Below are 22860 nucleotides of genomic sequence, written 5' to 3' on the forward strand. Positions count from 1 at the left end.
GCGAGCGGAACTCGCCCCTACAGGTTCGTTTGAATTATCGTAGGGAGTCCTTGGCGCACCGTCTGAGCTTTGAGCTCTGAAAAGGGGTGATAGAATGACTGTAAGAGAACAGTACGAGATAACAGAAGTCGGCATACTGAGCAAATTCGCGTGTACGAGCGTGAACGAGGAGATGATACGCCGCGAGCGCCACGAGGACAAATGCCCTTTCCGCACGGAGTTCCAGCGCGACCGCGACCGCATAATCCACTGCAACACCTTCCGCAGGCTGAAGCGTAAGACGCAGGTATTCCTGTCGCCCGTGGGCGACCACTACCGCACCCGTCTCACGCATACGCTCGAGGTCTCGCAGATAGCGAGGACTATCGCCCGCGGAATGCGGCTGAACGAAGACCTTACGGAGGCTATCGCGCTCGGTCACGACCTCGGACATTCCCCGTTCGGTCACTGCGGCGAGAAGATACTCAACGAGATATGCCCCCACGGCTTCAAGCACTACGAGCAGAGCGTGCGCGTGGTGGAATCCCTCGAAAAAAAGGGAAGCGGGCTCAACCTCACCTATGCAGTCCGTGACGGCATACTGTGCCACACGAACAAGGTCGCGGCGACCAAGGAGGGCAACATCGTCCGCCTCGCTGACACTATCGCATACATAAACCACGACATCGAAGACTCTGTGCGCGCGGGCATACTCGACCCGAACGACCTGCCGAACGACTGCGTGCGGGTACTCGGCAACACCAAGACAAAGCGCATAACCACGCTCATCGCCTCGGTCATCGAGCACGGAGCGTACGAAATAGACTTTGCGCCGCAGATAAGGCGTGCGCACGACGACCTCAAAGCCTTTATGTTCCGCAAGGTGTATACGAATCCCGCAGCCAAGCAGGAAGAGGCGAAGGCAGTGCAGCTCATATCAAAGCTGTACGAGTACTTCATCGCGAACATAGACAAGCTCCCCGAGGAGTACCGCATCATCGCGAAGAAGACCGACCCCGACCGCGCGGTCTGCGACTACATCTCGGGCATGAGCGACAGCTACGCGGTAGACCTCTACACCGAGCTTTTCGTCCCCAAATTCTGGAAGTGACCGCTGATGGTAAAGAACGACGAATTTCTCTACAGACTGCGGGAAGCCAACCCGATAGAGACGGTCATGGGTGAGTATGTCAACCTCATCCGCCGCGGACGCAATTACGTCTGCAACTGTCCGTTCCACTCGGAGAAAACTCCCTCGTGTACTGTATTTCTGGACAAAGACCCGCATTTCTACTGTTTCGGCTGCGGAGCGGGCGGCGACGTTATCACCTTTATAATGAAGGTCGAGAACCTCGACTTTATGGATGCCGTGAAGTTCCTCGCGGAGCGCAGCGGCATGGAAGTCCCTCAGAACAACGACCGCAGCAGCCTCTCGGCACAGCGGAGAACGCGCATCTACGAGATGAACCGCCTCGCCGCCAACTTCTTCTACGCGAACCTGATAAAGGGCGCGAACAAGGCGGGGCTGCAATACTTCTACAAACGAAAGCTGACTCCCGCGACGATAAAGAAGTACGGGCTCGGCTACGCGTCGGACTCATTCACCGAGCTGACGGATATGCTGCGCTCGAAGGGCTACACCGAAGACGAGATAGTCGACGCGTGGCTCGGCGGACGCTCGCAGAAGACAGGCAGACTGTACGACCTCTTCCGCAACCGCGTGATGTTCCCGATAGTCGACCTCCGCGGCAATATCATCGGCTTCGGAGGGCGCGTCCTCGACGACAGCAAGCCGAAATACCTCAATACGGGAGCCACCCCCGTCTTTGACAAGGGCAGCAACCTCTTTTCGATGAACTTCGCAAAGAACGCCGACCAGAAGCGGCTGATACTCTGCGAGGGCTACATGGACGTCATAGCCGTGAATCAGGCAGGCTTCGAGAACGTCGTTGCAACGCTCGGAACGGCAATAACGCCCAATCAGGCGCGTCTGATAAGCCACTACTGCGACGAGGTCGTCATCGCATACGACAGCGACGGCGCAGGACAGAACGCCACACAAAAAGCGATAAACCACTTCTCGGACGTGGGACTGCGCACACGCATCCTCCATATGGACGGAGCCAAAGACCCCGACGAATACATAAAAAAATTCGGAGCACAGCGATTCCGCAACCTTATCGAAGGCTCCGACGACGCCAACAACTTCATGCTCGACCGCTGTGAGGAAGGGCTCGACCTCGACTCCGAGAGCGGCAAGGTAGAGCTGCTGAAGCGCGTATCACGTGTGCTTGCGGGGATAGAATCGCCGCTTGAGCGCGAGGTGTACATTTCCCGCACGGCTAAGAAGTGCGACATCTCCACAGATGTACTGAAAAGCCACATCAACGAAATGATACGAGCGAAAAAAGCGGGAAAGAAAAAGGAAGAATGGCGGAATATCAAGGCAAAGACCGCATACGTAAGGGACGACGTCAATCCCGAAGCCGTGCAGTTCCGCAGGGAAGCAAAGGCAGAGGAGACCATAATCACCTATCTGCTGAGACGTCCCGAGGACGCCGAAAAGATAGGCGCCGCCGCACCGCCCGAGATATTCGTGACCGCCTTCAATAAGCGCGTGTATGCGTCACTTCTGCGTGCGATACAGGCGAGCGAGCACTTCACGCTCTCGCTCATCGCGGACGAGTTCACTCCGCAGGAAATGGGAAGGATAAGCGGAATATCCGCCTCAAACCGCGAGTTTGGCATAACCGAGAAAGCGATGCTCGACTGCGCGGAAACGCTCAGACAGCACCGCGCACCCACAGGCACGGGCGGAGATATTTCCGACGACGACCTGCGCGACCTCTTCAATAAAAAGAAGCATTAAGACATCACCGCGCAATGCGCGCCGCAATGATAAACGTCAAACAAATCCCAAGATAAAGCCAAAAATCAGGAGGAATCATAATGGATTCAAAAAAGAACACCATTGACTCGCTCATAGAGCAGGGTCAGGCAAACGGAAAGCTCACGACAAAGGAGATAACAGACGCCCTTGAAGAGCTCGACTTCGACGTTGACCAGATAAACAGCTTCTACGACAGGTGCGAGGCGCTCAACATCGAGATAGTCGAGGACATGAACGTCGATACCGACCTGAAGATAGGCATGGATTCGTCTATCACGGACGACCTCGAAATGGCGCTCTCCACCGAGGGTATCGCCATCGACGACCCTGTAAAGATATACCTCAAGGAGATAGGACGTGTTCCCCTTCTCACGACCGAGGAAGAGATAGAGCTCGCACAGCGAATGGCAAAGGGCGACAAATACGCGAAGAAGCGTCTCTCCGAGGCTAACCTCCGCCTTGTAGTCAGCATCGCGAAGAAGTATGTCGGCAGAGGGATGCAGTTCCTTGACCTCATACAGGAGGGCAACCTCGGACTCATCAAGGCAGTCGAGAAGTTCGACTACACCAAGGGCTTCAAGTTCTCGACCTACGCCACATGGTGGATACGTCAGGCTATCACGCGAGCCATTGCCGACCAGGCGCGTACTATCCGAATCCCCGTACATATGGTAGAGACCATCACAAAAGTAAAGAAGGTATCGAGCCAGCTCCTCCACGAAAACGGTCACGACCCCAGCCCCGAGGAGATAGCGGAGAAGCTCAATATGCCTGTGGACAAGGTACGCGAGATAATGCGTGTCGCTCAGGACCCCGTATCGCTTGAAACACCTATCGGCGAGGAGGAGGACAGCCACCTCGGCGACTTCATCCCCGACGACGACGCGCCCGCACCTGCGGAAGCAGCATCGCACACACTGCTGAAGGAGCAGCTCAACGAGGTGCTCAACACTCTCACAGACAGGGAGGCAAAGGTACTGAAGCTCCGTTTCGGACTTGAAGACGGCAAGGCACGCACGCTTGAAGAGGTAGGACAGCGTTTTGACGTAACACGTGAGCGTATCCGCCAGATAGAGGCAAAAGCACTGCGCAAGCTCCGTCACCCGAGCCGCAGCAAGAAGGTCAAGGATTTCCTCGATTAATAGCCAATCATTAAGGACTGCATATTGCAGTCCTTTTATTTTTTCAAAAAAGCTCAAATCAGGTATTGACAAATAGATATATATATGCTAAACTGTACATATACAGATATATACACGCATATACAGTATAAACAGGAGCGCTTCATGAAGATAATAATAAAAAACAGCTCAACTCTGCCGATATATGAGCAGATAGAGGAACAGATCAAATCACAGATACTCGCAGGGAAAGTCACTGAGGACGAACAGCTCCCCTCGATACGCCAGCTCGCACGCGATCTGAAGATCAGCGTCATCACGACGACGAGGGTATACAACGACCTTGTCGCCGAGGGCTTTCTCGTTTCGGTCGCAGGCAAGGGCTACTTTGTCGCACCGCGCAACAACGAGCTCCTTCGCGAGCGTATGCTCTGCGAGATGGAGGAAGCTATCGAGCAGGTCGTAGTCAGCGGACGCAACGCGGGGCTGTCCGATGAGGAGATACTCGCCGCAGTAAAAGGATTTATGGAGGAATAACTATGGAGAACATACTTGATATCAAAGGACTGAACAAGGCATACGAGGGCTTCGCGCTCAGGGACGTCACCTTCTCGCTGCCCAAGGGCTATATCATGGGCTTTGTAGGACAGAACGGCTCGGGCAAGACCACGACTATCCGCTCTATACTCAACATGGCGAACATAGACAGCGGCAAGATAAGCGTATTCGGGCTCGACAGCGTGACCGAAGCGGTCGCGATAAAGGAGCGCCTCGGCGTGGTATTCGACAGCCTCTACCTCGCAAATCACCTCAACGTAAAGCAGATAGACAAGCAGCTCGCCCCCTTCTACAAGGACTGGAGCAGCGAAGAGTTTTTCCGCAGGATAAAGGCATTCGGGCTGCCCGACAACAAAAAAGTCGGCGACTTCTCAAAGGGCATGAAGATGAAGCTTATGGTGGCAGTCGCGCTCTCGCACAAGGCAGAGCTGATGATACTCGACGAGCCGACAAGCGGTCTTGACCCCGTAGCCCGCGACGAGCTGCTCGACATACTCTCCGAGTACATCGCCGACGACAGCAGGAGCGTCCTCTTCTCGACGCACATCACCTCCGACGTTGAGCGTATCGCCGACTACATCACCATCCTCCACAACGGAAAAGTATGGTTCACGGGCACAAAGGACGAGCTCCACGAGAAGTACCTCGTCCTGCGCGGAGCCGAAGAGGACATCTCCTCGTCACTGAGGGAGAAGTGCATCGGCTTCCACGGCTACAGAAACGGCTTTGACGCGCTCATCTCCGCCGACCATACGGACGAGATACCGCGCGAGCTCGAGACCGAGAAGGCGAGCATCGACGAGATACTGGTCTACATCGCAAAGGAGGACAGCCATGAACAACGTTCTGAAAATGATAAGGTTTGATTACTCGATAACCAAGGGATTAGGCGCAAAATACGCATATTACTTCGCGGCACTGTGCACAGTCGGCTGCCTGTCGGGCTGTTTTCCTGCGGCATTCGGATTTGTGATAATCCCGTTTGCGCTCTTCTCGCCGCTCGAAACTATCCGCAAGGGCGACTTTATGAAGATATACGGCTTGCTTCCCATAGAGCGCAGGTACGTTACGAGGGCGCTTTTCGCCGAGATAGCGTATCCGCAGATAGCAGGCTGCATCGTCTGCGAGCTGCTGCTGCTCATCACAAGAGCAGTCGGCGAAGCACGCCTGTATCCTGCTTATCTTCAGGAGCACATCTACGACGAAAACAAGCTCAATATCCTTGCAAATCTCGGAATGAGATACAGCGACCTGTACGTTATCGCGGCCCTCGCAATGGCGGCGATAACCATTGTCGTGCTGTTCTTCTATATGATACTTGAGATAAAGGGCGAGACGATAGCGCTGATGTGCTGCGTACCGTTTATGATAGCTATGTTGGCTGCCGCAATAGGCTATATGCTCGGAAACGACAACGGCGCAGTCCCGTCAATTTCCGAAATGCTCCCCGAAAGCGCTATACTGCGCGTGCTTATCATCATCGTCTCATTTGCGGCAGTTCTCGCAGCAGAGCGGCTCTTCAGCAGCTTCACGATAAAAGCAACTGCCCAAAAGGAGATATGAGGAGGGAAAGAAATGAAAAATATACTCAGCATAATGAAGCTCGACCTCATCGCGATGGGTGCGAAAAAGTTCAGCCTCGGCAAATTCTATGTGATAATGTCCATAGTTTCCGCCGTCGTCGGAGTCATCTTTCCTCCGCTGATACTCGGCTTTGTGTTTGCACTTTCTCTTACGGCTGTTACCTCGTTCATCGACATTGACGACAAAAACGGCGGTGAGATGACATTCGCGGTCATCCCCGTAACGAGAAAGCAGAACGTCATCGCGAGATACGGGCTCATCACACTGATACTGACGATCAATATGTCGCTGTCGCTCATGGTTCTGAAAATAGCACAGCTTCTCGATATATCGGGCTTTTTCCGCTTATCGGGCGAACTGAATGAATCGCTCTCGGAAGTGCTCGGTCTCAAAATAAACGATTTCGGCTTCTTCGCGCTCGGTATGTGCGCATTATTTGCTTACGGAATGGTATTCTCTGCCATGCAGCTCGGCGCCTATTTCAAAAGCGGCAGAAACAGCGCAAAAAAATCGGCCGCAAGAGGACTTTTTATACTTGTTTTCGTATATCTCGCTTTTGCAGCAGTTATAATGATAGAATCCTCATCGCTCGACGTAAAGGTGCTGCACAGCGCCCTTGCAGTGTTCGTTTCACTGTTCATGTCGCTCTCGGCGCCGTATAACGGAGCTCTGCTCGGCATACTCGTGCTCGTTTGCGCATACGGATTCGTATTCTACAAGGCTGCGTGCTCGGTCATCGACTACGAATCACGCGAGCTGTAAGGAGGTGCGGAAATATGAAAAACATCGTTAAACGTATGGCGTCCGCACTTCTTGCGGCAAGTACAGTTTTTGCTCTCGCAGCTCCGAATGCTATGGCTGAGGACGAGCGCAGGCTCCCCTCGGGGGTAAAGTTCAGCGACCTCGGGAAGAAGTTCGACAGCGAGCTCAATTTTGAAACAGAAACAGGCATAGAGTACTACGCTGGCTATGAAGCGATAGTCTTCTGCGGCGACGAGATAATCTATGAGGGCTATTTCGGCGAGACCGACCGTGAGGCTCACATCGCCTGCGACGAGGACTCCGTCTTCGAGTGGGGCAGCATCTCCAAGACGATGACGTGGGTCAGCGCCATGCAGCTCTGGGAACAGGGCAGGCTCGACCTTGATGCAGACATAAGGGACTACCTCCCCGACGGCTTCCTTCAGCATCTCAGCTACGACGAGCCCATAACAATGATGGACCTCATGGACCACACGGGCGGCTGGTGCGAGACCACCTACAGCTTCTCCACTCCCGACCGCACCAAGCTCAGGTCACTTGCAGAGACATTGCAGGCGACCGAGCCCGCACAGGTGAATCCTCCTGGCGAGGTCATTTCCTACTCCAACTGGGGAGCAGCGCTCGCGGCGTATGTCATCGAATGCATAACAGGCGAGGACTACGCCGATTACGTCCGCGAGAATATCTTTGATAAGCTCGGCATGGAGCACACCTCCATTGCCGCCGACTTCAGCGACAACGAATGGGTACGCTCTCAGCGCGACAAGCTCTGCTCCTACAGGTTCACGGCACCTATCCCGAAATACAAATCGGAAGGAAAAAAGATATCCTACATCGAGCTCTATCCGTGCGGCTCGGCAGCGGGCACGATCCGCGACCTCGCGACCTACGCGCAGGCTTTCGTCAGCGATGACGCTCCCCTCTTCGAGCACAGGGAGACACAGGAGAAAATGTTTGAAGGTACGCAGTTCTACGGCAGCACCGATATCCCGATTTCAAGCTGCGGCTTCTGGTGCGATGAATACAAGGTCCGCACCTTCGGCCACAACGGCGCAACGATCTCCTGCCATTCCAATATGCTGTTCGACCGCAAATCAAAGGTCGGACTTGTAACGCTCACGAACGAGACCTCCGCAAACCTCGTCATTGAGGGCATACCCAAGCTGATATTCGGCTCGCCCGACACTGACAGCCTATCCGACGGGAACAAGTCAGCGGAGAGATTCGACGGCTTTTATCTTACATCACGTTCAGCGCGTTCCGGCATAATGAAGCTCACAAGCTACCTTTCGCCCATCAACGCCAATATGTATCCTGACCTCACAAGGCTCGGCGACGGCTTCTACTCTCTTGGAGACACAGGTATGCTGCTCGGCGTCAGCAAACGTACTGACGGCACAGACGCCTTCATTCTCGGCGGCGGCGCGATGGAGATAGACAGAGACAAGGCATATCCCGCGGAGATATCGCTTCTCGCTCTGTACTTCGTCATAGCGGCAGGCTCGGTGTTTGTACTGCTGTACAAGTTCAAAGCAGCCCGCAAAGGCAGATACAGTCTCACGGCTGTCGGCGCGGTGCAGACTGCGGGACAGCTCATCAAGCTCGTTTCGGTCGCGTCAGCATTTGTAATAATAGCCTACTCGGGGCGCGAGGCATTCTACGGCATACCCAAGGCAGTCGGCGTGGGAGCGGGCACGCTCAACATCATCTGCATTGCGGTCTGTGCAGCAGCGGGAGCAGCTTCTCTCGCAGCGATGATAATGAAGAAGACGGACAAATGGGCAAAGCTCCGCTGCGCAGTCAACATAGCAGCAAACTCAGTGATGATAGCCGCGATCATCTACTTTGAGATGTACAAATTCCTCGGCTGCTGAAAACAGGGTAAGCAAGGGCGTGACAAACGGGTTTGTCACGCCTTTTTTGCGCGCAGGCGCATTATACCATATGTAAAAACTCATTCCCGATATACCGAAACAGGCATATCCTTCCGCAGTTTCAAGGCGTATCGGTCAAACTGCTCCGAGCATACCGCAAGATTTTTCCGCAACATTGACAAAAATTTCTCAAAGCAGTCCCTTTTGCCGCTAAGTGCCATTGACATTTCAGTAATGCCATTGTATAATAATAATGTATACGCGCACGGATGCAAAAGATTTGCAAATTTTGTCCCATTTCTTTGACTTTCCGCGAGTATACTGATATAATCATATATGGACTATGATAACGGTCGCCGCTTCCGACAAAAACGGCAGGCTCAACGAGCCATAGGAGAGAGATCATGAAAAAACACAACAAAACGCTTATCTGCGCATTTGCGGCAGGGCTTGCAATGCTCGCTGCCGCTCCGTCAGCAGCACACGCAGCCGAGGGCGACCCGATTTCCACCGCCCCCGCGACCACAGCCGCCGCGAGCACAACGACGACCGCACAGGCTTCGACCACGACCTCGCAGGCGACCACAACAACAGCTGCTGCCTCTACCACAACAACAGCGGCTGCCTCCACGACTTCCTCGACAGCGGCTCCGACTACAGCCGCCCCCGCTTCGAGCACAGCTCCCGTATCAACGAGCACAGTTACCCCTTCGATAGAGGGCTGGCACATCGACACCGCGGGCAGGATAACCTACTACAAGGCAGACGGTACATTCCTCACAGGCATACAGGAGATAGACGGCGAGAAGTACATATTCTCCAAGAACGGCAGTCTTAAAACAGGCTGGCGAACAGTCGGCGGCAAGCGTCTTTACTTCTCCCCCGATTCGGGCAAGCCCGTATACGGCTGGCTCGAATACTGCGGCAGGAAGTATTACATCACCAAGGAAGAAGGCAAGATAACAGGCGTCTACACCGACAAGGACGGCAAGCAGTACCGCTTCTCGGATACAGGCGCACTCATGGCTGAGGCAGGCTTCTTCAAGGTCGGCGACGACTTCTTCTACGGCAAGGACGACGGCACACTTGCCGAGGGCGAGATAACGATAGACGGCTTCCCGTACATATTCGGCGAAGACGGCAAAGAGCTCACAGGCTGGCAGGAAATAAAGGGCAAGTCGTACTACTACTATCCCGAGACAGGCAAAGCAGCCGAGGGGCTCTCAAAGATAGAGGATAAGTTCTACTTCTTCAGCGCAGAGAGCGGCAAGACGACAGGCATCGTTGATATCGGCGGAACGCCCCGCATATTCGGCGAGGACGGCGTAATGCTCCTTGGCAGACAGTACATCACAGGCAAGGGCAAGTATTATTTCTACGATGATTCGAGCTATGCAAAGGGTCTCTGCACTGTCGACGGCAAGAACTACATATTCGGCGAAGACGGCATCCTTGTTGAGGAGCGCGGTCTCACGACAGTCGACGGCGTGACCTACTACCACGACGAAAAGGGCGAGGCGCTCAGCGGCGGACAGATAATCAACGGCGATTACTACTACTTCGGCGACGACTTCAAGATGTTCACGGGCATCCTCGAATACAACGGCAAGACCTACTACTTCGGCGCAGACGGCAAGCGCACAACGGGACTCATCGACTACAAGGGCGCGACCTACTACTTCGACGAGACCGACGCCGCGATGAAGACAGGCCGCCTGAAGATAGACGGCAACAAGTACTATTTCACCGAAGACGGAAAGATGACGAAGTCGAGCTGGGCAACGATAGACGGAGCGAAGTATTACTTCGGAGCAGACGGCATAATGGCATCGGGCATCACCGAGATAGACGGCGACAAGTACTGCTTCTCCGCCGAGACAGGTCAGATTGCCACAGGCCGCCTCATCGTCGACGGCAAGAAGTACTACTTCGGCGAGGACGGCAAGATGCGCTTCGGTATGCAGGAGATAGACGGCAGCAAGTATTACTTCGACGAGGACGGCACCATGCACACGGGCTGGCTGGAGTACGAGGGAAATAAGTATTACTTCCTCGACACAGGCGCCATGGCAAGGAATATGGTCATCGACGACACCAACCTCCTCAACGACGGCACAGCCGCCCCGCTTTCCGACGTACAGATAAGGGCAAAGAACATACTGACCTATTCGGGCAAATCAGTTGACGGCATATACAATTACGTCCGTGCTCACAACTATTACAAGAATATGGAAGCGACCAAGTCACTCAATGAGATACAGCAGACAGGCTGGTCATACTACGCTTCCTACATGATGAACAACAGCGGCGGAGTCTGCTACTACCTCGCAGCGATAACCGATATCCTGTACAAGCAGGCAGGCTACCAGACGCGCATAGTATACGGTACAGGCGCATACAACAGCGACCACTACTGGAATCAGGTGCTCATAAACGGCAGCTGGGTCAACTATGACACCTGCAACGGATTCCGCGGCGTAACGGAAGCCTACCTTAAAACGCCAGGCAATCAGAACGAAAACAAGAATTACACGACAGGCAAGGGCTATACCATAAAGGCATACGTCATCACAAGTTACAATTAAATTCGGAGGATAAATATGAAAAAGGAAATCATCGCTATCGCAGCGATAGCACTCATCAGCACAATGACAGCCGTTTCATGCGGCAGCGACGTCGAGCAGGACTCCGTGTCCGTAGCACTCCCCAAGGTGACAGTAGCCTCGGGCGAGCAGACGACCACGGGCACTGCCACCACAAGCAAGACCACGGCTACGGCTGCGGTAGTATCGGGCACAGGCACAAGCTCAGGCTCGTCGACGACCAAGTCCGACGACGACGAAAAGGACACCGAGACCACAGCAGCTGCAGAGGAAAAGACCGACGCGGACGAGCCCGCGGAGAAGCCCACCGAAGCTCCCACGGAAGCGCCTACAGAAGCTCCCAAAGCGACAGGCACAGGCGTGAGCCCCTCCTACATCGACCAGACATTCGACTCCTTCGCCTCTGCATACGGCACAGGCTACGTAGAATCTGTAGTTCCCTCATGTATCCCGAAGGGCGACGAAAGCGATATGTACGTCTATGATTACAGCGGAATGACGATCCAGTGCTACTCCAGCGGCGGTGTCAAGTACGTTGGAGCTATACACATCACAGGCAGCAATTATGCTACTCCCGAGGGTGTGGGCATAGGCTCGTCCAAGAGCGACGTAGAGGCAGCATACGGCAGCGGTCTTGTACAGGGCAGCGGCAACATCCTCTACAGGGGCGCATACAATCTCGAGTTCATTATGAACGGTGATACGGTTTCAGAAATAGATTACGACCTCGCATTCTGATAAGGAGGAGCTGTTTTGGTATTCAGCAGTCCCGTATTCCTGTTCGTATTCCTGACGGCGGTATACATACTCTACCGCATAATACCGACAATGACAGCGAAGAACGTGCTGCTGCTCATATTCAGCATCGCGTTCTACGCATACGGCGAGCCGAAAGCAGTCATTCTGATGATAATATCCATCGTAATGAACTACCTCTTCGGTCTCGCGATGAAAAAAGAGAACAAAGCGCGCAGAGCAGTGCTCGCAGCCGCGGTTATCGCGAACCTGCTGATGCTCGGCGCATTCAAGTATCTCGGCTTTGCGGCGGAGACAGTGAATATGCTCCCCTTCGTGAAGCTCCCCGTACCTCACATCGCCCTGCCGATAGGCATATCGTTCTACACCTTTCAGGCGATGTCATACGTTATCGACTCCTACAAGGACCCTCGCTACATCCAGAAGAACCCTTACAAGCTCGCGCTGTACATAACGTTCTTCCCGCAGCTCATCGCAGGTCCTATCGTTAAGTATTACGACATAGCAGACCAGATAGACAACCGCAGGAGCACCCCCGAGATGACCGCGCGCGGAATACGCCGCTTCATCACGGGGCTTTCAAAGAAGCTCTTCATCGCGAACACCATGGCACTCGCAGCGGACTACGTCTACGCCCTCGGCACCGACGAGCTGTCCTTACCGCTCGCATGGCTCGGAGCGATATCCTATCTTTTCCAGATATACTTCGACTTCAGCGGCTACAGCGATATGGCGATAGGTCTGGGTGCGATGTTCGGATTCAGTTTCCGCGAGAACTTCAACTACCCATACATCTCGCAAAGTATGCAGGAATTCTGGCGCAGGTGGCACATCAGCGTGTCAACATGGTTCAAGGAGTACCTGTACATCCCGCTCGGCGGCAACCGCAAGGGCAAGCTCAGGACTGCATTCAACAAGCTCGCAGTGTTCTTCTGCACGGGACTTTGGCACGGCGCAAGCCTCAACTTCATCGTGTGGGGGCTTCTCAACGGCGGCTTTATGATGCTTGAATCCTACGGCATACTCAAGCCGCAGAAATGGCTTCGTCCGCTGCGGCACATCTACGCATCCGCAGTGACGGTGCTCGCATTCGTGTTCTTCCGCGCGGAGGATTTGCCGACAGCGTGCCGTTTCATCGGGCATATGTTCGTGCCCTCGGGCGGAAGTGAGAAGTGGGCGATGTTCATGTCACAGCTCACACCGATGTACCTGATAATGCTCGGTGCGGCTATAGTGTTCTCGGCGCCCGTTATCCCCGCGGCAGCGAAGAAAGCGCAGGGTATCAAGCTCGCGGGCATATGCGAGGTCTGCTCGTATGCGGCAGCAGCAGTGATGTTCCTGCTGTGCGTGATAACGCTCTCATCGGCTTCCTACAACCCGTTCATCTATTTCAGATTCTGAGGAGGCGCACGATGAAAAAGAACATACTTTACAGGCTTTACACAGGTGCATTCATTGGCATCTGTCTTATCCCCTCGGCGCTCATGCCGTTCGTAAAGGACGGCGAATCCAAGGAAAACCGTACTTTATCGGAGCTCCCGAAGCTGAAAACGGCAGAGGGCAAGCTCAACATAAACTACCTTTCCGACCTCGGAGACTACTTCTCCGAGCACTTCGCATTCCGTCAGCAGCTCGTCACCGCCGACGGACGCATAAAGACAGCGCTGACCGCCACCTCCCCCAACACCGACGTCATCGACGGCACGGACGGCTGGCTCTACTACAGCGCGACTCTTGACGACTACCTCAACATCAACACAATGAACGCGCGGCAGATAAGCGGCATTTGCCACGACCTGCGGCTCGTGAACGAATACTGCGGGCGCAGCGGCAAGAGCTTCCTGTTCACCTCCGTGCCGAACAAGAGCTCGCTCTATCCCGAGCATATGCCGTTCAACTACGTCCCCGCGGACGCTCCCGACAACTACGAGCTCCTTTCCGCTGAGCTTGCGGGAGAGCCGTTCTACCTTGATATGAAGGCAGCTCTCGCGGACACAGGTTCGAGCATACCGCTGTATCACGCGACCGATACCCACTGGAACAACCTCGGCGCATACGCGGGACACTGCGCTATAATGGGCGCTCTCGGCAGGGAGACCTGCCCCGCGGACAACTGGACGGTCGAGGCTGACGGACGTCTCGGCGACCTCGCGGCGATGATATACCCCGCAGAGGACGCGAAGGACACTCAGGTCAACAGCGACCACGCTTTCACATACGAGTATCAGGGACACTTCAAAGCTCTCGACGATGTCACGATTGATACCGTCAGCGAGAGCGGCGAGGGCACGCTGCTTATGTACCGCGACTCCTTCGGCGAGGCTATACTCCCCTACATGGCAGAGATGTTCGCAAGTGCCGAATTCTCGCGCATCACGCCCTACCGTTTCGACGAAGCAGCCATCTCAAAAGGCGACACCGTCGTACTGGAGATAGTCGAGCGCAATCTCCCGCGGCTTGCACGGACAGCGCCGTTCATGCCCGCCCCAGAGGTTGCAGAGGACATGGTCTTCTTCACACCTTCAAAGTATGTGGGAGAATTCAGTGAAAAGGAAAACTGCCCCGTCATCGACTGGGAGGATATCCCCGTACATATTGCTCAGAACGGCGCATTCACGCTCATCGCGGGAGCTCTCCCCGAGAGCTTTTTCAGCGGTGACAGCGCAAGCGTTTACATCACCGTCAACGGCACAACTTTTGAGGCATTCCGCGCGAGCGAATACACCGACTGCGGAAACGGCTTCTCGGCATATATCCCCGCGGATACGGAATTCGACAGCATTGAGGTATTCACCCAGTGCAGCGACGGACTCGCCGTTGCAGTCGAAGTCCCCGCAGACAAAATGATAAGAAAGGAACAGTAACAATGAAACAGAAAAAACTGCTTTCAGCTTCTATGGCAGCCGCAGTTCTCGCAGCAATGCCCGCTGCGAACGTATTTGCGGCGGAAGAGCCCGTTTTCCCGCACTTCAACAAGAACGACGTCAACGGAAGCGTCACCGTAGCCCTCCCCGAGGGCATGAGCGCAAATGTGAGCATCACCTTTGATTCGCCCGAAGGCAAGGCAGAGCCGTACTACGTCAAGGAGCTTGCCGAGAACAGCACCGCGACCTTTGATATCGAAGGCAGAGACAATACCGAAGACGACTACAGGAACTACCTCCTCACAGTCACCCCCACAGGCGTTAGCGTAAAGCCGTTCACAGCGGAGTTCACCGTTCCCGACGGCAATGATAACCCCGACAGCTTCAAAGCATACACATATACATTTGTTGTAGACGACGTCATCTCCGACAACGACTGGGACACTGCTGACACAGAGTCGGGCGTTCAGGTAGCGTACCACCTCAACGCCTTCACGCGCGGCGACGTCAATCAGGACGGCAAGATAGACGCCAAAGACGCATCGAACGTGCTCGTGTACTACTCCAAGATGTCCACAGGAGCAGAGGGCAACCTCACCGAGGCACAGAAAAAGGCAGCAAACGTCAACGGCGACAACAAGATAGACGCCAAAGACGCCTCACGTATACTTGTCTACTATTCTGTCGCCTCCACAGGCAGCACCCCCACATGGGACTGACCCGCAAACATTGCTTAACAGCGAACTCGTTTTTCCAACTGCAATAAAAAAGCTGACCTTTCGGTCAGCTTTTTTTGTAGGGAGAATCGTTACTGTTTTGTATCGGACTCCGCAATGCTCTTTAGCCCTGCTGCGAGTCCCGCGAGACCCTGTATCTCGCTCGGTATGATTATCTTGGTAGCCTTGCCGTCAGCCGCCTTAGCGAAAGCTTCGAGCGACTTGAGCTGGATGACCTTCTCATTGGGCGAAGCGTTATTGAGCTTTACAAGGCTCTCAGCGACAGCCTGCTGAACGAGTTCGATAGCCTGCGCCTCACCTGTAGCCTCGAGCACTTTCTGCTCTCTTACCGCATCAGCGCGGAGTATCATAGCCTGCTTCTCAGCCTCAGCCTCGAGTATCTGAGCTTCCTTCTTAGCCTGCGCGCGGAGTATCTGCGACTCCTTTTCACCCTCGGCAACGAGTATCTGTGACTTCTTGTCACCCTCAGCCTGGAGTATCTTCTCACGGCGCTCACGCTCAGCCTTCATCTGCTTCTCCATAGCGTCCTGTATCTCACGGGGCGGGATGATGTTCTTGAGCTCAACGCGCTCGACCTTGATACCCCAGCGGTCGGTCGCCTGGTCGAGGATAGCAGTGATGTTGGTGTTGATAGTATCACGCGAGGTAAGTGTCGAGTCGAGCTCGAGCTCACCGATGATATTACGGAGCGTAGTAGCCGAGAGGTTCTCGATAGCCGCGAGAGGTCTCTCAACGCCGTAGATATACTGTTTAGCGTTCGTTACCTTATAGAATACGACAGTATCTATCTGCATGGTAACGTTATCCTTAGTGATAACGGGCTGCGGCTTGAAGTCGACAACCTTTTCCTTGAGTGATACCTTGCCTGCGATGCGGTCGATGAACGGGAAGAGGAAGTGAATGCCTGTTTCCCACTCACACTTGAAAGAGCCGAAGCGTTCGATAACGAAAACGTGAGCCTGCGGTACGATCCTGAAGCACCTGATGAACATAAATAATAGGAAAACGATGACCAGTAATACGATGATGCCGAAGGCACCGAAGATAGAGCCTGTGTTGAAATCCATAACAATTTCCTCCTGTTAATCCTTTGGTTTTACTGTGAGCTTTGCGCCGTTCACGGCGGTGACAGTAACGACAGTGTCGGCGGGGATAACGGAATCGTCAGCGGAGACCGCGCTCCAGTCGACGCCCCCGACCCTGACACGACCCGTGCCGTTGTCGGTGTTGATCTCTTCGATGACCCGCGCGACCCTACCTACTTCGAGCTCGGAATTCGTAGGTATATAGCCTTTTTTCTTCCTTTTCGCGATGATGAACGGCATTGTCAGTGCGAGGAAGAGGGCAGAAGAGCCGATAAAGATACCGACCTGCCCGATAATGGGTATATCGAAGAAAAAGACGAGTATCATCGTCACGAGGGCACCTGCGGCGAACCACACGGAAACGAGCTGTACAGTTGCGACCTCAGCGATGACGAAAGCTATAACGAGAATAGCCCAGATAATAACGTCCATGAAATTCCCCCTTTCGCGGACATTTCACCCTACGCCATTATTGTATCATATTTTTCTCGGCATTGCAATATGTTTTTTATTAATAATTTCGCAGAATGAACAAAAATCAACAAAAAGCGTAAAATCGTCAGATAGTGAACGAAAAAAGCACTGCTCGGCGGGCGGGTTTTCAACAATTGCCTGTTGCAAAAACCAATTTTTGTTCACAAATTACCGTCAACCGCAAAAGCTCCTGCCGCACATCCCATATAATGAATATAACGTAAATTTTTGTTTTTATGTTGCAATGAAGTCGGGAATGTGCTATAATAATAATGAATTAATATCGTTTTCAGACAGTATCAACTACGGTGAGCTGCTCACCGAGAAAGCAGCTCCGCATCAATGCGGGTCAAAGGAGCGCTTATGAGTATTTTTGACCTTTCAAAAAAACCTCCTGAGCTGAGCCACGACTGGGAAGTATTCCAGCAGTTCGTCGGCAATATAGGCGCTTTCACCTACATAGCAAAGGAGAAATCCGCCTACCTCGACGAATCCGCCTGTCGGATGCTCGCCTGTACGAGCACAAAGCTCAACGAATTCGAGTTCTTCAACCTTCTCGAAAAGATATCGAAATCCCCCGTTGAGGGACAGAAGCACATCTACCGCTTCACGAACAATAACACGACCAAATACATCAAGATGAACATATACGAGAGCAGCGATGAGTGGCTCGGCTTCGTGCAGGACTTCTCACGTCAGTTCTCGGAGGAGAACGAGAACAGCAGCTTCATCGAGTACGACCCCGTAATGCGGCTGCCCTCGTACCCGTCGTTCTCGCAGAAGATAAAGAAGCTCCTGCCCGACATCAAGAACTGCTGTCTCGCAACGCTGTACCTCAACGGCATCGAGAAGCTCGGCTCGTTCCTGACAGTCGACAGCACCAACAGCTGTATAGCCTCCGTAGCAGAGACACTGAAAAGCTTCTCGAGCGACAATATCATCATAGGCGCAAAGTCCAACTACGAGATATTCGCCTTCTTCATGAACTGCGACAAGATGCAGATATACAACGTCCTCAACAGCATGGACGAGGCAGTGCAGAACTGCATCCTCACCGATGACTTCGGCGAGATAATCGACATATCCGACAAGAGCCGCCTCAGCCTGTCTATCGGCTGTTCGTCGTACCCTGACGAGGCTTCGGACTTCAATATGCTCGTCAATTACTCCGAGTTCGCACTGTATGAGGCACGCGCCGACCGCAGACACGTTATCAACTGGTTCTCCGAGGAGAACTACGTCCGCGAGAAGGACTCCTACAAGAACGCCCAGCTCCTGACGCGTATCGTCATGGACAATATGCTGATGTACTATGTCCAGCCCATCGTCGAGACTACCACGGGCGAGATAGTCGCATATGAGGCGCTGATGAGGACAGTAGGCGACATAAAAATGGAGCCGAAACAGATACTCTCGATAGCCTCGGGACAAAACAACCTCTACTCGATAGAGAAGCTCACCTTCTTCAACACCCTGCGTCTCCTGAGCGAGAATCAGCAGGTATTCGCGAACAAGAAGCTCTTCATCAACTCGATGTCGGAATATATGCTGACCGAAGAGGACTTCAACGACCTCTACCTCACATTCGGTGAACTTCTTGAGAAAATAGTCATCGAGATAGTCGAAGACAGCGACGCCACAGCCGAGGGTATAGAGACGCTCCGCAAGCGACTTTCCTTCACGCATTCCCAGCTCGCGATAGACGACTACGGCACGGGCTACTCCAACCTCACCAACCTCCTGAAGTACAAGCCCGACTACGTAAAGATAGACCGCTCACTCATCGCAGACATCCACAACGACCTGAAAAAGCAGCAGCTCGTCACGCAGATAATCGAGTTCTGCCGCGACAATCAGCTCCAGTCGCTCGCCGAGGGAGTTGAAACGGCACAGGAGCTCAAAACGGTGATACGCCTCGGCATAGACCTCGTACAGGGCTACTACACGTCCAAGCCGAAGCCGCTCTTCCTCGACAGCATAGCCAAGGACGTCAAGGACGAGATAATCAAGACCAACCTCGAGACCCGACCGAACGGCACAAGGAAGATATACGCCGCAAGGAACGATACGGAGATAGACCTTCTGAAGCTCGCTCTCGAGAAGTACACGGATATCCACATCTACCAGAGCAAGCTGACCATAGTCGGCGACCCCGACAAGCAGGTCAAGATGAACATCGCGGTAATGGACAACCACAGCTGTGAGCTGACGCTGAAAAACGTAAATATGGTCAGCGGCAACAGCAAGCCGACCATTTCCGTCGGCGAGTACGCACGTCTGGTTCTCATCATCTCGAAGAACAACAAGCTGGGCTACTCGGGCATATACGTGCCGATGGGCTCTCAGTTCGAGATGACGGGCAAGGGCTCGCTGACTATCGACTGCTACGCCTCGGCGGGTATCGGCATCGGCAATGACTACGACCACGGCTACGGCGATATCACGGTAGATATGCAGGGCACGCTCGAGATAATCTGCAACGGCATGGAGACCGTGTGCATAGGCGGCGGCTACAACGACGACGAGAGCGAGATAAAGCTGCTCTCGGGCAAGACGAAGCTGTATATGTACAGCCATAACGGACTTGCGATAGGAAGCTACAACGGCGACGCCAACATCGAGATAGACGAGAAGTGCGACCTTGACATAACCGTCTCGGGCATCAAAGTGACGGGCATAGGCAGCTGCAAGGGCATCGCCACAGTCTCGTGCGCAGGCGACATAAATATGTTCTGCACAGGCGCGCAGGCAGTGGGCATAGGCTCGCTCGAGGAGGGCGAGGGCAGTATCCTCATCAGGAAGGGGCGCGTCAACATCAAGATGCGCTCGGCGAAGCATTCGTGTATCGGAGCAATAGACGGCGACGTGAACACGAAGATAATGAACGCAGAGATAATCATCGACTCCGAGGGCGACTTTGCAACAGGCATCGGAGACCCGCAGGGCAGCGGCAACGTATTCATCATGGACTCGGCAGTTACGATGAATATGCTGTGCGGCAACCCGAACGACATCTGTTCGGGCAGCGGCGACGTGCAGATACAGAACTCGACCATCAATTCCGTGGTCAATAACCGCAAGGTACAGCACGGGTCGAACTGAGCTGTCAGAGCTCAGACTGTAGGGGCGAGTTCCGCTCGCCCGCCAAACTGTCAGCAATAATCGGGCGCACGGATAAGCAGCACACCAAATCTTTGATTTGGATTGTGATGCTATATGCAGCTTTGCTGTAATGCGCCCCTACATGGCAACTTTGTAGGGGCCGCCTTTGGCGGTCCGAAAGCAAACAATAAATGCGGACGCCCGAAGGACGCCCCCTACAACAGCAAAAATGCAGGGAATGCCGCACTCGGCGTCCCACAAAAACACAACAGAAAGTAAGGTAAATCAAATTATGAAGCTTGGTATGGTAGGTCTGCCCAACGTGGGCAAAAGCACCCTTTTCAACGCACTGACGAACGCGGGCGCAGAGTCGGCGAACTATCCGTTCTGCACTATCGAGAAGAACGTGGGCATAGTTTCAGTCCCTGACGAGCGCCTCGATAAGCTCGCGGAAATGTACAAGCCCGACAAGTTCACCCCCGCAACGCTCGAATTTGTGGACATCGCAGGCCTTGTAAAGGGCGCATCGAAAGGAGAGGGACTCGGCAACAAATTCCTTGCCGATATCCGCGAGGTGGACGCAATAGTCCACGTGGTACGCTGCTTTGAGGACGGCAACATCGTCCACGTAGACGGCAGCATAAACCCGCTCCGCGACATCGAGACCATCAACCTCGAGCTCATATTCTCCGATATAGAAATGGTCGACAGACGCATCGACCGCGCACTGAAAGCAGCAAAGGGCGACAAGAAGTACCTCGCGGAGGCAGACTTCCTGAAGCGTCTGAAGGCTCACCTTGAGGAAGGCAAATCCGCGCGCGGCTTCGACTTCACAGACGAGGAGCGCGAACTGATAAAGTCAACTCCCCTGCTCTCGGCAAAGCCCGTAATATACGCCGCAAATCTCAGCGAGGACGACTTCGCGAACAACATCGAGACCAACGAGAACTACCAGCAGGTACGCAGGCTCGCCGAGGAGGAGCATTCCGCGGTGCTGCCGATATGCGCGCAGACCGAGGCTGAGATAGCAGAAATGGACGAGGACGACAAGAAGATGTTCCTTGCGGAACTCGGGCTTGAGGTGTCGGGACTCAACCGCATCATCAAGGAGGGCTACTCACTGCTCGGACTCATCTCCTACCTCACCGCAGGCAAGCCCGAGGTACGCGCATGGACTATCAAGAAGGGCACAAAGGCACCGCAGGCGGCAGGCAAGATACATACCGACTTCGAGAAGGGCTTTATCCGTGCGGAGGTCATCTCATTCGACGACCTCATGGCTTGCGGCTCAATGGCAGCGGCGAAGGAAAAAGGACTTGTCAGGCTCGAGGGCAAGGAGTACGTAATGCAGGACGGCGACATCGTGCTGTTCAGATTCAACGTCTGAAACGAAATACTTGGGGGCGGAGACATTAGGCTGCTCTCCTTAGCGGAAAAAAGTGGGCTACCGAGCCGTAAAGTAACGGCTCATATTTGGTAACCTGCGAATCCGCCAAAGGGGGCTCCCCTTTCCGCCCCTTTTTGTATTAACGGCTGGTCAAGGGAGAAGCCCTTGCAAAAAGTACACAGAAAAAAACGGCTCACAGCGCAGAATTTTAACATATGAAGTCTTGTATTTTAAGCGCCTAAATGATATAATGTAAAGTGGCCGTATTTTCGGTCGAAAGAACAAAAGGAGATGGGCTCACAAAGCCCGCGAAAGATATATGGAGCATAAGAATTTTACCGAGGAGAGCGCCGCCGAGGTCATCTGCGGACGCAATCCCGTTACCGAAGCACTGAAATCGGGGGCTAACCTCGATACGATATACATTTGCGGCAGCGGCGGGAGCCTCAGTGTTATCCGCCGTCTTGCAAAGGAGAAGGGCGTAGTAGTCAAGGACGCCCTCGAAGCCAAGCTGACCAAGCTCTCGGGCGGCGCGTCACATCAGGGAGTAGTCGCGATAGGAGCGTGTGCGGAATACGTGACTATCGACGATATCCTTGCCGTCTCCGAAAAAAAGGGCACGAAGCCCTTCATCATCATCTGTGACGAGATAGAAGACCCCCACAATCTCGGCGCTATAATCCGTACAGCCGAGACTTCGGGAGCTGACGGCGTGATAATCCCCAAGCGCAGGAGCGCAGGGCTGAACGCCACCGTGTACAAGACCTCCGCAGGCGCGGCAAGCTACGTCCCCGTAGCGCGTGTATCGAACCTCGCCGCAGCGCTCGACGAGCTGAAGGAGCGCGGAGTATGGATATACGGCACAGACGCCACGGGCTCGGACTACACAGCTACCGATTTCACGGGAAGCTGCGGACTTGTCATCGGCTCGGAAGGCTTCGGCATCAGCAAGCTGATACAGAAAAAATGCGATTTCATGGTAAAGCTTCCGATGCTCGGAAGGATAAATTCGCTCAATGCCTCTGTCGCTGCGGGCATCTTCATGTATGAGGTGCTCCGCCAGCGCGGCTCCAAAGCATAAGGA

The 22860-nt window shown here is 54.0% G+C and carries 18 protein-coding genes; 16 read left to right on the forward strand and 2 right to left on the reverse strand.

Annotation, left to right across the window (positions count from 1 at the left end; translation table 11 throughout):
* Positions 1-94 precede the first annotated feature (94 nt).
* The 13 genes from BMX22_RS04475 to BMX22_RS15805 all read left to right on the forward strand — a co-directional run bounded on the left by BMX22_RS04475 (position 95) and on the right by BMX22_RS15805 (position 15710).
* The gene (locus BMX22_RS04475) at positions 95-1090 is read left to right on the forward strand and encodes a deoxyguanosinetriphosphate triphosphohydrolase (RefSeq protein WP_074741047.1); all 996 of its coding nucleotides are present in this window, start codon (positions 95-97) and stop codon (positions 1088-1090) included.
* A gap of 6 nt (positions 1091-1096) precedes the next feature.
* A complete protein-coding gene (gene dnaG / locus BMX22_RS04480; protein ID WP_074741048.1) occupies positions 1097-2848 on the forward strand; it encodes a DNA primase in 1752 nt (583 codons plus the stop codon).
* An 80-nt stretch (positions 2849-2928) separates the two neighbouring features.
* Positions 2929-4011 carry an RNA polymerase sigma factor RpoD gene (rpoD, locus tag BMX22_RS04485; protein WP_031559620.1) on the forward strand — a complete coding sequence of 361 codons (1083 nt, stop codon included), beginning with the start codon at positions 2929-2931 and terminating at the stop codon, positions 4009-4011.
* A gap of 144 nt (positions 4012-4155) precedes the next feature.
* Positions 4156-4527, forward strand: a complete 372-nt coding sequence (locus tag BMX22_RS04490; RefSeq protein WP_074741049.1) for a GntR family transcriptional regulator — start codon at positions 4156-4158, stop codon at positions 4525-4527.
* Between the two features lie 2 nt (positions 4528-4529).
* Positions 4530-5414: an ABC transporter ATP-binding protein gene (locus BMX22_RS04495; protein ID WP_074741051.1), complete on the forward strand. Its 885-nt coding sequence runs from the start codon at positions 4530-4532 to the stop codon at positions 5412-5414.
* Positions 5383-6111, forward strand: coding sequence for a hypothetical protein (locus tag BMX22_RS04500; RefSeq protein ID WP_074741053.1), 729 nt, complete (start codon positions 5383-5385; stop codon positions 6109-6111). Before BMX22_RS04495 ends, BMX22_RS04500 begins: the two co-directional genes overlap by 32 nt.
* Before the next feature lie 12 nt (positions 6112-6123).
* Positions 6124-6894 carry an ABC-2 transporter permease gene (locus BMX22_RS04505; protein ID WP_074741055.1) on the forward strand — a complete coding sequence of 257 codons (771 nt, stop codon included), beginning with the start codon at positions 6124-6126 and terminating at the stop codon, positions 6892-6894.
* Between the two features lie 14 nt (positions 6895-6908).
* Positions 6909-8768 carry a serine hydrolase domain-containing protein gene (locus tag BMX22_RS04510; protein ID WP_074741057.1) on the forward strand — a complete coding sequence of 620 codons (1860 nt, stop codon included), beginning with the start codon at positions 6909-6911 and terminating at the stop codon, positions 8766-8768.
* A 404-nt stretch (positions 8769-9172) separates the two neighbouring features.
* Positions 9173-11353, forward strand: a complete 2181-nt coding sequence (locus BMX22_RS04515; RefSeq protein ID WP_074741059.1) for a transglutaminase domain-containing protein — start codon at positions 9173-9175, stop codon at positions 11351-11353.
* A gap of 15 nt (positions 11354-11368) precedes the next feature.
* The gene (locus BMX22_RS04520; RefSeq protein ID WP_074741061.1) at positions 11369-12109 is read left to right on the forward strand and encodes a hypothetical protein; all 741 of its coding nucleotides are present in this window, start codon (positions 11369-11371) and stop codon (positions 12107-12109) included.
* A gap of 15 nt (positions 12110-12124) precedes the next feature.
* Positions 12125-13528, forward strand: a complete 1404-nt coding sequence (locus BMX22_RS04525) for an MBOAT family O-acyltransferase (protein WP_074741063.1) — start codon at positions 12125-12127, stop codon at positions 13526-13528.
* 11 nt (positions 13529-13539) lie between these two features.
* Positions 13540-14991, forward strand: a complete 1452-nt coding sequence (locus tag BMX22_RS04530) for an alginate O-acetyltransferase AlgX-related protein (protein WP_074741065.1) — start codon at positions 13540-13542, stop codon at positions 14989-14991.
* A gap of 2 nt (positions 14992-14993) precedes the next feature.
* Positions 14994-15710 (forward strand): dockerin type I domain-containing protein, encoded by a 717-nt coding sequence (locus tag BMX22_RS15805; protein WP_081349079.1) that lies wholly within the window; start codon positions 14994-14996, stop codon positions 15708-15710.
* Between the two features lie 89 nt (positions 15711-15799).
* On the opposite strand, the gene BMX22_RS04540 is transcribed toward BMX22_RS15805, so the two are convergent.
* Positions 15800-16795, reverse strand: coding sequence for an SPFH domain-containing protein (locus BMX22_RS04540; RefSeq protein WP_074741067.1), 996 nt, complete (start codon positions 16793-16795; stop codon positions 15800-15802).
* Positions 16796-16810: 15 nt separating this feature from the next.
* A complete protein-coding gene (locus tag BMX22_RS04545; RefSeq protein WP_074741069.1) occupies positions 16811-17245 on the reverse strand; it encodes an NfeD family protein in 435 nt (144 codons plus the stop codon).
* Positions 17246-17650: 405 nt separating this feature from the next.
* Here BMX22_RS04545 and BMX22_RS04550 point away from each other — a divergent pair, with 405 nt between their 5' ends.
* From BMX22_RS04550 to rlmB, 3 genes are all read left to right on the forward strand, one after another.
* The gene (locus BMX22_RS04550) at positions 17651-20389 is read left to right on the forward strand and encodes an EAL domain-containing protein (RefSeq protein ID WP_074741071.1); all 2739 of its coding nucleotides are present in this window, start codon (positions 17651-17653) and stop codon (positions 20387-20389) included.
* 292 nt (positions 20390-20681) lie between these two features.
* Positions 20682-21776, forward strand: a complete 1095-nt coding sequence (ychF, locus tag BMX22_RS04555) for a redox-regulated ATPase YchF (protein WP_074741073.1) — start codon at positions 20682-20684, stop codon at positions 21774-21776.
* 319 nt (positions 21777-22095) lie between these two features.
* Positions 22096-22857: a 23S rRNA (guanosine(2251)-2'-O)-methyltransferase RlmB gene (rlmB, locus tag BMX22_RS04560; RefSeq protein ID WP_074741075.1), complete on the forward strand. Its 762-nt coding sequence runs from the start codon at positions 22096-22098 to the stop codon at positions 22855-22857.
* Positions 22858-22860 lie beyond the last annotated feature (3 nt).

The sequence above is a fragment of the Ruminococcus sp. YRD2003 genome (assembly GCA_900109435.1).
In the GTDB taxonomy this organism is placed as follows: domain Bacteria; phylum Bacillota; class Clostridia; order Oscillospirales; family Ruminococcaceae; genus Ruminococcus; species Ruminococcus flavefaciens_G.

Excerpts from the sequence above, each read along its gene's own strand:
- BMX22_RS04500 (WP_074741053.1), top strand. The coding sequence starts at position 5,383 with ATGAACAACGTTCTGAAAATGATAAGGTTTGATTACTCGATAACCAAG.
- BMX22_RS04475 (WP_074741047.1), top strand. The coding sequence starts at position 95 with ATGACTGTAAGAGAACAGTACGAGATAACAGAAGTCGGCATACTGAGC.
- BMX22_RS04545 (WP_074741069.1), bottom strand. The coding sequence starts at position 17,245 with ATGGACGTTATTATCTGGGCTATTCTCGTTATAGCTTTCGTCATCGCT.
- BMX22_RS04495 (WP_074741051.1), top strand. The coding sequence starts at position 4,530 with ATGGAGAACATACTTGATATCAAAGGACTGAACAAGGCATACGAGGGC.
- dnaG (WP_074741048.1), top strand. The coding sequence starts at position 1,097 with ATGGTAAAGAACGACGAATTTCTCTACAGACTGCGGGAAGCCAACCCG.
- ychF (WP_074741073.1), top strand. The coding sequence starts at position 20,682 with ATGAAGCTTGGTATGGTAGGTCTGCCCAACGTGGGCAAAAGCACCCTT.
- BMX22_RS04520 (WP_074741061.1), top strand. The coding sequence starts at position 11,369 with ATGAAAAAGGAAATCATCGCTATCGCAGCGATAGCACTCATCAGCACA.
- BMX22_RS04490 (WP_074741049.1), top strand. The coding sequence starts at position 4,156 with ATGAAGATAATAATAAAAAACAGCTCAACTCTGCCGATATATGAGCAG.
- rpoD (WP_031559620.1), top strand. The coding sequence starts at position 2,929 with ATGGATTCAAAAAAGAACACCATTGACTCGCTCATAGAGCAGGGTCAG.
- BMX22_RS04550 (WP_074741071.1), top strand. The coding sequence starts at position 17,651 with ATGAGTATTTTTGACCTTTCAAAAAAACCTCCTGAGCTGAGCCACGAC.
- BMX22_RS04530 (WP_074741065.1), top strand. The coding sequence starts at position 13,540 with ATGAAAAAGAACATACTTTACAGGCTTTACACAGGTGCATTCATTGGC.
- BMX22_RS04515 (WP_074741059.1), top strand. The coding sequence starts at position 9,173 with ATGAAAAAACACAACAAAACGCTTATCTGCGCATTTGCGGCAGGGCTT.
- BMX22_RS04510 (WP_074741057.1), top strand. The coding sequence starts at position 6,909 with ATGAAAAACATCGTTAAACGTATGGCGTCCGCACTTCTTGCGGCAAGT.
- rlmB (WP_074741075.1), top strand. The coding sequence starts at position 22,096 with ATGGAGCATAAGAATTTTACCGAGGAGAGCGCCGCCGAGGTCATCTGC.
- BMX22_RS04505 (WP_074741055.1), top strand. The coding sequence starts at position 6,124 with ATGAAAAATATACTCAGCATAATGAAGCTCGACCTCATCGCGATGGGT.
- BMX22_RS04540 (WP_074741067.1), bottom strand. The coding sequence starts at position 16,795 with ATGGATTTCAACACAGGCTCTATCTTCGGTGCCTTCGGCATCATCGTA.
- BMX22_RS15805 (WP_081349079.1), top strand. The coding sequence starts at position 14,994 with ATGAAACAGAAAAAACTGCTTTCAGCTTCTATGGCAGCCGCAGTTCTC.